Here is an 11,587-nt window from a genome sequence, read left to right as displayed (position 1 = left end):
CATCGTTGCGCAGGCCGATGTACTTCTTCAGACCGGTTGCCAGCGACAGCAAGCCCTGGGCGAATTCTTCTNGGATTCGCCATCTTTCAGAGTGGCGCCCTTCTTGAGCGCATCCGAGACCGATTGGGCGTTGGCGCTGATGGCCTTGTCTTTGGCTTCGAGCTCGCTGGCCGACAGCGAATCGGAGGTGGCCGAGGCATCGATGGATTGCAGCTTGATGCCCAGGGCATCGCCGATGTGGGTGTTGGCGGTGCCCACATCCTGGCCCGCAGCCGCGTAGTTGCGCACCAGTTGAGTCTGCAGGCCCGACAGATCGGCACCGCCGGCGGCGGGCTTGCTACCGCCCAACAGATTACCCAACTGCGCCGACGCGGTCATCGGCAGGGTCATGGCGAGGGAAACAGCGGCCAGGGCGAGGATCTTTTTCATGGTTTTTTCTTCCTTGATGAGGTAAGGGATGGATGAACAAACGGGAACTACAACGAGGGGAAATGCGCAGACAGCAGAGCGCCATCAGGGTGCGAACGACATCCATGCGCACGCCATCAACGCACGGATGCCATCCCGCCAGACCGGTAAGCTCAGCGCAGACCCATGGTGGTCATGCGGCTGGAGAGCTCTTGCGCGGCATTGCTGGCAGCGGCCTTGAGGGCATTGCCGCGTGCTTCATCTTCGGTAGGGCCGACACCGGCGTAGGCCACCGGCCCCACGGCCAGGCGGGTACGCGGGATGGGCTTGGTGACATCCCACACCTTGGCATTGACCGTGACGGCCACGCGCATGAGGCCGGTTTGCGGATCCTTGTCCGGCAGGCCGACGTCGAGCGTACCCAGGGCGATATAGGGAATCTGGTTTTCCTTCATGCCGGCCGCGATCGCGCGCAGGGTCTGCGGCTGCAGATCATTACCCGACTTGTAGTCGGCTTCGATGTTGGCGATCTTGAAGACGGCCGACTCCACCATGGCAGCCTCGATGACGTCATAGCCGGCTTCGGAGAACTTGGAGACGAACACCTGATTCAGGTTGGCGCTGGGCAGCACGCGCCAGGTAGTCTCGGTCGCCTTGCGGGTGGTGCTGCCACCGGTTTCGGAAGTCACGGTGGTCTTGACCGACACGTCCACGTTCTGCCCTGTCTCGCGAGTGGCCGAACCGCTGGTGCTCACGCGCGACTTGCGCACTGACTCACCTTCGCTGGTGGATTCCTTGTAGCTATCCTTGCTCACCGCCGAGCCGACCAGTTGCGCCGAGTTGTCCTGGCGCTTGTAGACGCGATCGTCATAGGACTTGGCCGAATCCACCTGGCGCGAGACGAAGACGAAGCTCATAGCCGACTTCTCGCCTTGCGCTGCCTTGCCGATGGCCGAGGATGCCTGCACCGCATTGCGCAGGTTGGCCACGTTCAGCGAGACGCGCACCGCGACCGTGTAGCGCAATTCCTTCGGATCATCGGTCTCGGAGAGCACCGTGGTATCGAGGATGTAGCGATCCTGGTTTTCCAGGATCTTGGCGCGGATCGCATCGAAGTTGGCCGACTCCGATTGCCCAGCCTCGGCATAGTAGCTCTCGACAGCCTTGAGCGCCGCTTCCTGCCTAGCCTTCTGCTTGATGGGTGCCGGCGCTTCCTTGCGGTCGAACACGCCAAGCGCGTCCTTGTAATTGATCGAATACTGGCCGCGTGCCTGCTGGATCTGGGCGCTGGCCGGCAGCAGCAACATCGCCAGCATCAGCGCAATGAGGGTTCGGATTACTTGCATGACTTCATCAACTCCTTGGTTTGCACAATCTGCTGTTCAATGGCGCTGGCCGCGGCCGCACTCTTGATCCACTTTTCGTCGCCAGTGCCATCGATGACCTGCGCCAGCTTGACGAACATGCCGTTGAGGGCATCATAGAAATGCGGGAAGTCGTCCACGTACTGCTGGCTGGCCGGGATGATGCGGGTCTCGCCATTCTTCAGGGCGGTATCGAGATAGACCTTGTTGCCCAGCGGCTCGACGATGCGGATTGCACCATAGGCGCCATAGACGTAGGTGGTGGCACCACCGGCCACTTCGCTGAACTTGATCTTCTTGAAGTTGGTCAGGTCCACGCTGATCTCGTAGTCGGGCTTGGGCAGCTTGAGCTGCCATACCGTCCCGTCGGAGACGCGCAAGGACATCACATTGCCGATGGCATAGCCCTTGGAATACGGCACGATAGGTACGCCGGCCCGGGTGGAAATGGCTTCCCCCACCAGGTCGGCGGCCCAGGTCTCGACCGCCCCCGGCTCGGAGCGGAGCGACGCGGGAATCACCGCCTGCGCCTCGGGGCTCACGCGTACATTGACCACCTGCAGGTAACGCGTGACCTGCGCCGGAATCTGCGCCTTGGCCACACTGTTGACGAAGCGCGCCAGGATGCCCGGCTTGTCGCCGGTCCCTTCGTAGACCAGCCTGACGCGCGCCATGATTTCATTGTCGCTGGCAGCATGATCCAGGACATCGACATAGGCAAAGCTGACCGGATACGAACGCACCACGTTCATCGACTTGAAGTCGAAGAACATCACCTGCGCACGAATGACCACCATCAGCTTGTGCACGTTGCCGAAGGTCTCATCGGAGACGGTCTCATTGCCCACCACCAGCGCCACGGCCAGGGCCTGGTCGCGCCCCTTGAGCTCATCGAGCTGGGTGGTGATGCGCAAGTGCGTCGGTGGCGTCGCCTGCAACTGCTGCATCAGCAACTGATAGACGGTCTTGCCGGCGCTCTGCTGCGCCGCTTCATAGCGCTGTGAATAGGGGAAACGCGCCTTCATGGTGCTCTCGCCACCGGCGAAGGCAAACCCGGCAAAGGCCACGTCCGGTGGCTGTTGCGCCCCAGCGAAGGACGACATGATGGACAGCAGCAGCAAGGCCCCCAGCCGCTGCCGGAAATATCTGAAGTAAATCACCCACCCCCCAGTGGTTGAAATCGTTCATCTGGAATGAAGATGGAACGACTTGTTATCGTCCAGGATCATTGAATGGAAGAAGGATAGCGTTACCTCGCTGGCACGGCTCATGCACTGCTCATGTCGCATTCCACCCCACATGGATCGCGACCACCATCTTGATACAGACGATGGTTGAAGCCTCGCCAGGAAATGCGCCGCTCCCCGCAGCCCTGTTTTCCCAGACTCTAAAAATTTTTTCGGTACATTACCATCGCGCTTCAGGTTTGCCAATCGCCTTACGTGATTTTGACGTAATCGATTATTTATCTTCAGCAAACATGACATGAGGCAACGAAGAAGATCCGTCTTCTTCGGGAAAGGGCTCCACGTTTTTCCACGCCGGTATCTTATTTAGCAAAAATATTTAGATTCTATATTTACATTAACTAAACTTGACTTCGATCAGGAAACTTTTCACGCGAACGGATGGATCGATGAGTCAAACTCCTTTGCGGCGACNACAGCACGGNCAGTCCGACGCTTCGGATTCGGTGGGTATGATCNATCTGAAGATAGCCCCTGATACNGATGCTGCAGTACTGGGGCGACNGTAGATACGCGCTCAATCTGCGGAAGATCATGATGGTGCTGACAGCGAAAACGCACATGGATTCTATTGCGCTTTCGGGAGATAGCCCCTTGATACGGATGCTGCAGTACTGGGGCGACGGTAGAATACGCGCTCAATCTGCGGAGGAATCATGATGGGTGCTGACAAGCGAAAACGGCACATGGATATCTATGTGCGCTTTCTGGAACTCATCGAATCGATTCGTGATCTGCCCACGCTGGAGCCACTGGAAAAGAAGATCTTCGACCACATCACCATGGCGCTGCACGCCGAGGACAGCCTGTCGGTGACCGACGTGACCGGAGATGCCTCGCTGGGCTCGCCGGTGACCGTGCACCTGCGACTGAAGTCACTGGTGGCAAAGGGGTGGATAGCCCTGTCCGAGACAGAGGACGGCAGGCGCAAGCAGATCAACCTCACCGCGGCGGCCCAGCAACATCTGGTGAAGGTCTCGCAATGCCTGATCAAGGCGGCCGATAGCGGACGTAGCCGCTAGGGGCAGAAGGTTCACACCGACCACTCTCCATCCAGCGTCGGATCAAGCTGATCGATCACTGCCCTGGCCCACGCCATGCCACGGTCGATGGCATGGGCGGCGCTGTCGGAGCGGCCGGGAAGCGGTCGCTTGGGAAACAATGGCTCACCCAGGGTGAGACTATCGACGATGCGCACGGCACTGACTTCCCACTGGTCCAGCCTGCCGGTACAGCACAGCCAGACCTGGAAACCCTTGTACTGCTCCTGGTGCTCGACCGGAGTAGGCATATTGTTTTTCTTTCGCAAACCGATCCGGTAAAGGGCTGACCCTCACCCCAGGCAGCGCACGTGCGCCGCGGGCTTAGCGACGGCGGAAGCCCGGACGGGGGCCGCTGGGGCCGCGCTGTTCCAGGTGACGGAAGATGATGCGACCCTTGTTGAGGTCGTAGGGAGACAGTTCCAGCGTGACCTTGTCGCCCGCCAGGATCTTGATGAAATTCTTCTTCATGCGACCAGCCGTGTAGGCGATCAGCGAGTGACCATTGTCCAGTGCCACACGGAAACGGGAGTCGGGGAGGACTTCGGAGACTTGTCCTTGCATTTCGATCAGTTCTTCTTTTGCCATTTTCTCTTTCTTGTGCGTGAGCGCGCGACCTCCAGCGAGGAAGGGCTCGGGGGATTAGCAATCTCTGGCTTTGACGGACTGGCCGCGCAACGCGGCGGCCGGGAGCGTTAAGGTCGGAGGACAGGTGAACGCGCTTGCGGTGAGGCCGGTAGCGCAGGTTCTTTACTCGGGGAAGCGGATGAAGATGCGAATCACGCGGATTGCAGGGTTCGGGTACGACAAGGCGCGTGGGGATCAGGATTTCCGCTCTTTTCTTGAGCGATCCATGCATTATACGCGCTTTTGCCCTTACCGCCAATGCGCGGCGTGACCGCTAGGCAAGCGTGCCGGGCCATCGGTAGCGGCTGCAACACCACGCCGCCGCCCGGCTTGCGGGATGCGCCCCCATCGTCTAGACTTTGGCGCTCGCTGGCCGCCCTGCCCTGCCTTTCATCGAAAGGCAGCAGGCCCGCCGACTCCCTCCCTGGCGAGGGCAATCAACCTGACGGCAACGTTTGGAAACCGTACCCATATGGGTGCAAGTTCTTGCACTCTTCATCCTGGTCCTGCTCTCGGCCTTCTTTTCCATGACCGAGACGGCGCTGATGGCCGCCAACCGCCATCGCCTGCGGCACCTGGCCAAACAGGGCAATCGTGCCGCCATCACCATCCTGTGGCTGCTGGACCGCACCGAACGACTGCTGTCGCTAGTGCTCATCGCCAATACCGCCATCAATGCGCTGGCCACGGCGCTGGTGACGGCGCTGGCCATTGCCGCCTTCGGTAACCACCAGCGTGTCATCACTGCGGCCACCGCCTGCGTGGCGGCGCTGCTGATCGTCTTTGCCGAAATCGTGCCCAAGGTGATCGGGGCTACCCACCCGGAACGCATCTCGCTATTTACCGGCTTCATCCTCAAACCGCTGATGCGGGTGTCCAAACCGCTGATCTGGTTCGTCAATCTCTTCGTCTCGGCCATCCTCAAGCTGCTGCACATCAAGACCGGTGCGCGCGCCGCCGAGCAACGCATCTCGCCCGAAGAACTGCGTTCCATCGTGCTCGAAGGGGGCAGCTTCATCCCGCAAAAGCACAAGAGCATTCTGCTGAACCTGTTCGACCTGGAAAAGATCTCGGTGGAAGACGTGATGACCCCACGCGCCCAGGTCGAGGCCCTGAACCTGGCCGCACCGGTGGACGACATCCTGCATCAGCTGGCCACCTGCTATCACAACAAGCTGCCGGTGTTCGAGGGTGAGATCAACCACATCGTGGGCATCCTGCACGTGCGCAAGACGGTGTCGCTGTTCCGCCAGGAAGAAGAGATCAGCCACGACGACATCCGCGCCCTGCTCTCGGCGCCCTACTACGTGCCGGTGGAAACGGATATCTTCACCCAGTTGCAATACTTTCAGGAAAACCATGAACGCCTGGGCATCGTGGTCGATGAATACGGCGAGGTGCAGGGCCTGGTGACGCTGGAAGACATCATGGAAGAGATGATCGGCGAATTCACCACTTCCTCGCCCGGCTCTTCCGGCGAAGGCTTCAGCTGGGACAAGGAGGGTACCTGCCTGCTCGAAGGCAGCACCACCCTGCGCGATATCAACAAGCGCCTGGGCCTGAAGCTGCCGCTGGACGGTCCCAAGACCATCAATGGCCTGCTGCTGGAAACCCTGCAGGACATCCCCGAAGCCAGCGTGGCCGTGAAGATCGATGGCTGCGTGATCGAGATCGTGCAGGTGCAGAACCAGGCCATCCGCATGGTCAAGCTGATTGCCTTGCCGCCGCCCACCACACCCGACTAAGGCGCTACGCTGGCGCCACATCGAACTCCACCGACATTGGCCCACGCAAACCGCTGACCCGCTTTGCCGCCGTCGCACTGCATGGGAGACTTGCGCTCCCTGTACGTTGCCCTGCGCGCGAGGTCTCCCATGCAAGCTCCCGATACGGCGGTCGCCGACGACGATGTCCCGGTGGTGCGCCTGCTGCACAAGCTGCTGGCCGATGCGGTCGGTCGGGGCGCCTCGGATCTTCACTTCGAACCCTTTGAATCGGTATTCCGGGTACGCCTGCGCGTGGATGGCGTGCTGCACGAACTGGCGCAGCCGCCCTTGAGTCTGCGCGAGAAGCTGGCCACCCGGCTCAAGATCCTGGCGCGCCTGGACATCGCCGAAAAACGCCTGCCCCAGGACGGCAAGATGCGCCTGGCGCTGGCCGAGCGCAGCGTGGATTTCCGCGTCTCCACGCTGCCCACGCAGTTCGGCGAAAAGATCGTGCTGCGCATCCTCGATACCGCCCAGGCCACGCTGTCGATTGCCGAACTCGGTTACGAACCGGCCCAGCAGCAAGCCCTGCTGCACGCCATCACCAAGCCGCACGGGCTGGTACTGATGACCGGGCCGACCGGCTCGGGCAAGACCGTCTCGCTGTATGCCTGCCTGCAGCGACTCAACCAGCCGGGCGTCAATATCGCCACCGCCGAGGATCCGGTGGAAATCAACCTGCCCGGGGTGAACCAGGTCAGCATCAATGAGCGCACCGGGCTGGACTTCGCGCTGGCCCTGCGCGCCTTCCTGCGGCAAGACCCGGATGTGCTGATGGTGGGCGAGATCCGCGACCTGGAAACCGCCGACATCGCCGTCAAGGCCTCGCAGACCGGGCACTTGGTGCTGTCCACCCTGCATACCAACGATGCCCCGGCCACCCTGACCCGCTTGCTCAACATGGGCGTGCCGGCCTACAACATCGCCGCTTCGGTCAGCCTGATCGTGGCCCAGCGGCTGGTGCGCAAGCTCTGTCATTGCCGCCGCCCGACCGGGGGCACGCCGACCACCTTCGTCGCGCAGGGCTGCCCGGCCTGCAACCACACCGGTTTTCGTGGGCGCACCGGGATCTATCAGGTCATGCCGGTCAGCCCGGCCATGCAATCGCTCATCCTGGCCCAGGCCGGCACCCTGGAACTGGCGCGCCAGGCCCAGGCCGAGGGCATCATCGACTTGCGCCGCGCCGGCCTGCTCAAGGTCTTGCGCGGTGAAACCAGCGTGGGAGAAATACTTGCCTGCACCTGAACGCCACCCCTCGACTCGCTCCTTCCGCTGGGAAGGCCTGGACCGCCACGGCCGGCCGCAGCGCGGTCTGCTGCAAGCCACCGATGAAACCCAGGCGCGTGCGCAATTGCGGCGCCAGGGCTTGCGCGTGGCGCGCTTGCGGGCCGATGTGCAGCCGCACGCCCCTACCGATACTGGTCCGCGCCCGCTCGCCAAGGGTCGCATCAGCGACAAGCAAATCGCGCTCTTCACGCGCCAGTTGGCCACCATGCTGCAAGCCGGCCTGCCGCTGCTGCAGGCGCTGGACATCGCCATCCGCGGGTCCGGCCAGGGCGCCATGGCCGGCCTGCTGACCTCGGTGCGCCAGTCAGTCTCGCGCGGCGACAGCCTGCACGTGGCACTGGCGCAGCATCCACGGCACTTCGATGCGCTCTTCTGCAACCTGGTGCGGGCCGCCGAGCAAGGCGGCCTGCTCGATACCATGCTGGAACGCATCGCGCTCTATCGCGAGAAATCATTGGCCTTGAAGGGCAAGGTGCGCGCGGCGCTGGCCTACCCCTGCGCGGTGGTACTGGTGGCCATCGTGGTGACGGTGGTCATCATGCTGTGGGTGGTACCGGCCTTCGAGCAGATGTTCCAGCAATTCGGTGCCGAGCTGCCGCTGGCCACGCGCATGGTCATGAGCACTGCGCGCCTGCTGGGCCAGTACGGGCATCTGCTGTTGCTGTCAGGGATCGCGCTGGCCGTGCTGGCGCGACAGGCCTGGCTGCGCTACCCGCCCATGCGACGGGCAGCGCAGCGCCTGAGCCTGTCCCTGCCGCTGTTCGGCCCGCTGCTGCGCCAAGCGGCGCTGGCGCGCTGGAGCCGTACCTTCGGCGCGCTCTTCGGGGCCGGCATCGCCCTGGTGGAAGCGCTGGAGACGGTCGCGGGTGCCGCCGGCAACGTGGTCTATGCCGAGGCCTCGCTGGCAGTGCGTGATGCGGTACGCAATGGCGCTTCCCTGCATACCGCCATGCAAGCCAGCGGCGTCTTTCCCGACCTGGCCATCCAGATGACGGCCGTGGGCGAGGAAGCCGGCGCCCTCGACGCCATGCTGGGCAAGATCGCCGAACTCAATGAACGCGAGGTCGACGATGCCGTGGCCGCCCTCACCAGCCTGATGGAACCCGTTATCATGGCGGTGCTGGGCGTGGTCATCGGCGGCCTGGTAGTGGCGATGTACCTGCCGGTGTTTCGCATGGGTGCGCTGGTGTGAGCCGAGCTGGCGCCTTCTTCCTTTTTATTCACGATCAAGACGATTGAACCGACGATGCCTTTTCTGGAAGCCTATGCCGTCTCCGGCAGCCCCGTCCTGTCTGGCGTAGCTGCCCTGCTGGGCTTGCTGGTGGGCAGCTTCCTCAACGTAGTGATCCATCGCCTGCCGGCCATGATGCTGCGCGAAAGCGCCAACTTCGTGGCCCACGAACGCGGCGAGGCGCTGCCCCATACCGAACGCTACAACCTCTGGCTGCCGCATTCGGCCTGCCCGCATTGCGCCACGCCGCTGGCGCTGCATCACAAGCTGCCGGTCTTGAGCTGGCTGCTGCTGCGCGGACGGTGCGCCTATTGCAGCGCGCCCATCAGCCTGCGCTATCCCCTGGTGGAACTGCTGTGCGCCGTGCTCTTCGCGCTGCTGTCCTGGCGCTATGGCCTGGGGCTGACCGGCCTGGCGCTCATGACCGGCGCCGCCTTCCTGGTCGCGCTGGCCTTCATCGATGCCCAGACCATGCTGCTGCCCGACGACCTGACCCTGCCGCTGTTGTGGCTGGGCTTGCTGGTCAATCTCACGCATCGCCTGGTGCCGCTGCAGGATGCGGTGCTGGGCGCGATGGCCGGCTATGGCGTGCTGTGGCTGATCTTCTGGTGCTTCAAGCTGACGACCGGCAAGGAAGGCCTGGGCTATGGCGACTTCAAGCTGATGGCCGCGCTGGGCGCCTGGCTGGGCTGGCAGGCGCTGCCCCTGATGCTGTTGCTGGCCTCGGCGCTGGGTGCGGTGCTGGGCCTGGCGCTGATGCTGGGCGGACGGCACCAGCGCGGCCAGGCCATCCCCTTCGGCCCCTGCCTGGCCCTGGCCGGAATGCTGGCGCTGGTGCTGGGCCACGACTGGCTGAACCTGATTCTCTACGCTTTCTGATCGACTCGATCCCATGACTTCTCTGACTGAACGCTTCACCGTCGGCCTGACCGGCGGCATTGGCAGCGGCAAGACCACGGTGGCCAATCTGTTCGCCGAACTCGGCGCTTCGCTGGTCGATACCGATGCCATCGCCCACGCCCTGACCGCTCCTGATGGCCTGGCCATCGCCCCCCTGCGCGAACACTTCGGCGACGACTTCATCGACGCCCACGGCGCCATGGACCGCACGCGGATGCGCCAGCATGTCTTCGGCAATCCGGCCGCGCGCCATGCGCTGGAAGCCATCCTGCATCCGCTCATCCGTAGCGAGACGCTGCGCCAGGCCGAAGCCGCCACCGGCAGCTACGTCATCTTCGTGGTACCGCTGCTGGTGGAGTCCGGCACCTGGGTTGGGCGCGCCAGCCGCATCCTGGTGGTGGATTGCCCGGAAGAAGTACAAATTGCGCGGGTCATGCAGCGCAATGGCCTGCAACGCGCCGAAGTGGAAGCCATCATGGCCGCCCAGGCCAGCCGCCAGGCACGGCTGGCCGTGGCGCATGACGTCATCGACAACGGTGGCGACAACGCCGCGCTGCCGGCCCAGGTAGCTCGACTGCACGCGCATTACCTGGCCTTGACCGCAAGCTCCTGAGCCCCCCGAAGCGCGACGAGAAGCCCATTGCAGCGCCAGCAGTACAGTCGGGCAGGCGGCCAAATCCGAGGCGCTAGCCCAGCTTCATTTGATGCCGCCTGCATTTGTATTTTTCTGCTGCATGGGTCAGAATCACAAACATTGCAATGTTGACGAGGTTTTTGCACAAGCCTGGCCTGTCAGCGGCCTTAACCAGTCCGGTTCAACCAATAAAGGGATCATGCTTTGATCGTCTACGAATACCCTTTCAATGAGCGTATTCGCACGCTGTTGCGACTGGAAGACCTCTACGAAAAGTTCGTCTTCTTCCTGCATCAGGAAAGCCCGCATCAGCATCACATCGCCCTTGCCACCATTTTCGAAATGCTGGAGGTCGCCGGACGCGCCGACCTCAAGTCCGACCTGCTGCAAGAGCTGGAACGGCAAAAGCAGATCCTGCTGGCTTACCAGTCCAATCCCAATGTCGAGCCCGAGATGCTCAATGCCATCCTGGCCGAGGTGGACCAGGCCAGCAGCGCCCTGGCCGCCGCACAAGGCAAGACCGGCCAGAACATCCGCGACAATGAATGGCTCATGAGCATCCGCGGTCGCACCATCATCCCCGGCGGCGCCTGCGAATTCGACCTGCCGGCCTACTACGCCTGGCAACAGCATCCCTTCGAACGCCGTTTCAACGACATTTCCAACTGGTTCGCGCCGCTGGTGCCACTGTTCGATGCCATCGGCATCGTCATGCGACTCTTGCGCGAATCGGGTCATGCCGTAAAGATCAATGCAGAAGGCGGCAGTTACCAGCAGATGCTGCAAGGCAAGGTCTACCAGATGTTGCGCTTGTCGTTGGATATCGAGCTGGGTGCGATTCCCGAAATCTCGGCCAACAAGTACATGCTATGGGTGCGTTTCACCCAGCAGGATGGCGACGAGAAGCCGCGCTCCTTCGAGGGTGAAGTGCCCTTCGAACTGGCGCTGTGCGGCTTTTGACCTGTAATTTGAATGAATGAAGTAAAGTAGACGTATGGCAACGATCGTAGACTGTCCGACCTGTGGCACCAGGTGGAATGGAGCGAGAAAAACAAATTCCGCCCCTTCTGTTCCGAACGCTGC

The 11,587-nt window shown here is 62.3% G+C and carries 11 protein-coding genes and 1 pseudogene; 8 read left to right on the top strand and 4 right to left on the bottom strand.

The annotated features are described in order from the left end of the window. Positions 1-581: 581 nt before the first annotated feature. Positions 582-1,754, bottom strand: coding sequence for a hypothetical protein (locus I5W_RS16310; protein ID WP_026052028.1), 1,173 nt, complete (start codon positions 1,752-1,754; stop codon positions 582-584). Next, positions 1,745-2,932, bottom strand: a complete 1,188-nt coding sequence (locus I5W_RS16305; protein ID WP_252717061.1) for a hypothetical protein — start codon at positions 2,930-2,932, stop codon at positions 1,745-1,747. Before I5W_RS16305 ends, I5W_RS16310 begins: the two co-directional genes overlap by 10 nt. Positions 2,933-3,675: 743 nt before the next feature. On the opposite strand from I5W_RS16305, the gene I5W_RS16300 reads away from it, so the two are divergent. Continuing rightward, on the top strand, positions 3,676-4,041 hold the full coding sequence (locus I5W_RS16300; RefSeq protein ID WP_306302676.1) for a winged helix-turn-helix domain-containing protein: 366 nt from the start codon (positions 3,676-3,678) through the stop codon (positions 4,039-4,041). A gap of 11 nt (positions 4,042-4,052) precedes the next feature. Here I5W_RS16300 and I5W_RS16295 read toward each other — a convergent pair whose 3' ends face one another. Then, positions 4,053-4,310, bottom strand: a complete 258-nt coding sequence (locus tag I5W_RS16295) for a hypothetical protein (protein ID WP_044530014.1) — start codon at positions 4,308-4,310, stop codon at positions 4,053-4,055. Positions 4,311-4,383: 73 nt separating this feature from the next. After that, positions 4,384-4,647: a translation initiation factor IF-1 gene (infA, locus tag I5W_RS16290; RefSeq protein ID WP_006713209.1), complete on the bottom strand. Its 264-nt coding sequence runs from the start codon at positions 4,645-4,647 to the stop codon at positions 4,384-4,386. A gap of 494 nt (positions 4,648-5,141) precedes the next feature. Here infA and I5W_RS16280 point away from each other — a divergent pair, with 494 nt between their 5' ends. The 7 genes and pseudogenes from I5W_RS16280 to yacG form a co-directional block, all read left to right on the top strand. Further along, positions 5,142-6,431: an HlyC/CorC family transporter gene (locus I5W_RS16280; protein WP_017451955.1), complete on the top strand. Its 1,290-nt coding sequence runs from the start codon at positions 5,142-5,144 to the stop codon at positions 6,429-6,431. Positions 6,432-6,560: 129 nt separating this feature from the next. Beyond that, the gene (locus I5W_RS16275; RefSeq protein WP_050010680.1) at positions 6,561-7,697 is read left to right on the top strand and encodes a GspE/PulE family protein; all 1,137 of its coding nucleotides are present in this window, start codon (positions 6,561-6,563) and stop codon (positions 7,695-7,697) included. Beyond that, positions 7,684-8,931, top strand: a complete 1,248-nt coding sequence (locus I5W_RS16270; RefSeq protein WP_044530013.1) for a type II secretion system F family protein — start codon at positions 7,684-7,686, stop codon at positions 8,929-8,931. The genes I5W_RS16275 and I5W_RS16270 overlap by 14 nt, the downstream gene beginning before the upstream one ends. Positions 8,932-8,985: 54 nt before the next feature. Further along, on the top strand, positions 8,986-9,849 hold the full coding sequence (locus tag I5W_RS16265; RefSeq protein WP_044530012.1) for a prepilin peptidase: 864 nt from the start codon (positions 8,986-8,988) through the stop codon (positions 9,847-9,849). A gap of 13 nt (positions 9,850-9,862) precedes the next feature. Next, a complete protein-coding gene (gene coaE / locus I5W_RS16260) occupies positions 9,863-10,483 on the top strand; it encodes a dephospho-CoA kinase (protein ID WP_017451951.1) in 621 nt (206 codons plus the stop codon). A 225-nt stretch (positions 10,484-10,708) separates the two neighbouring features. Continuing rightward, positions 10,709-11,464 (top strand): cell division protein ZapD, encoded by a 756-nt coding sequence (gene zapD / locus I5W_RS16255; RefSeq protein ID WP_017451950.1) that lies wholly within the window; start codon positions 10,709-10,711, stop codon positions 11,462-11,464. Between the two features lie 34 nt (positions 11,465-11,498). Continuing rightward, positions 11,499-11,587, top strand: a pseudogene (gene yacG, locus I5W_RS29960) (DNA gyrase inhibitor YacG); the annotation flags it as partial.

Origin of the sequence: Herbaspirillum sp. B65, assembly GCF_000333555.1 — a bacterium.
Classification (GTDB): domain Bacteria; phylum Pseudomonadota; class Gammaproteobacteria; order Burkholderiales; family Burkholderiaceae_D; genus Herbaspirillum; species Herbaspirillum rubrisubalbicans.
Note: the sequence above shows the minus strand (reverse complement) of the source record. Positions and strands in the feature narration are given on the sequence as shown.

What these genes read in the sequence shown, in the direction of transcription:
- I5W_RS16295 (WP_044530014.1), bottom strand. Translation starts at nt 4,310, where the DNA reads ATGCCTACTCCGGTCGAGCACCAGGAGCAGTACAAGGGTTTCCAGGTC.
- I5W_RS16275 (WP_050010680.1), top strand. Translation starts at nt 6,561, where the DNA reads ATGCAAGCTCCCGATACGGCGGTCGCCGACGACGATGTCCCGGTGGTG.
- infA (WP_006713209.1), bottom strand. Translation starts at nt 4,647, where the DNA reads ATGGCAAAAGAAGAACTGATCGAAATGCAAGGACAAGTCTCCGAAGTC.
- I5W_RS16310 (WP_026052028.1), bottom strand. Translation starts at nt 1,754, where the DNA reads ATGCAAGTAATCCGAACCCTCATTGCGCTGATGCTGGCGATGTTGCTG.
- I5W_RS16300 (WP_306302676.1), top strand. Translation starts at nt 3,676, where the DNA reads ATGATGGGTGCTGACAAGCGAAAACGGCACATGGATATCTATGTGCGC.
- coaE (WP_017451951.1), top strand. Translation starts at nt 9,863, where the DNA reads ATGACTTCTCTGACTGAACGCTTCACCGTCGGCCTGACCGGCGGCATT.
- I5W_RS16265 (WP_044530012.1), top strand. Translation starts at nt 8,986, where the DNA reads ATGCCTTTTCTGGAAGCCTATGCCGTCTCCGGCAGCCCCGTCCTGTCT.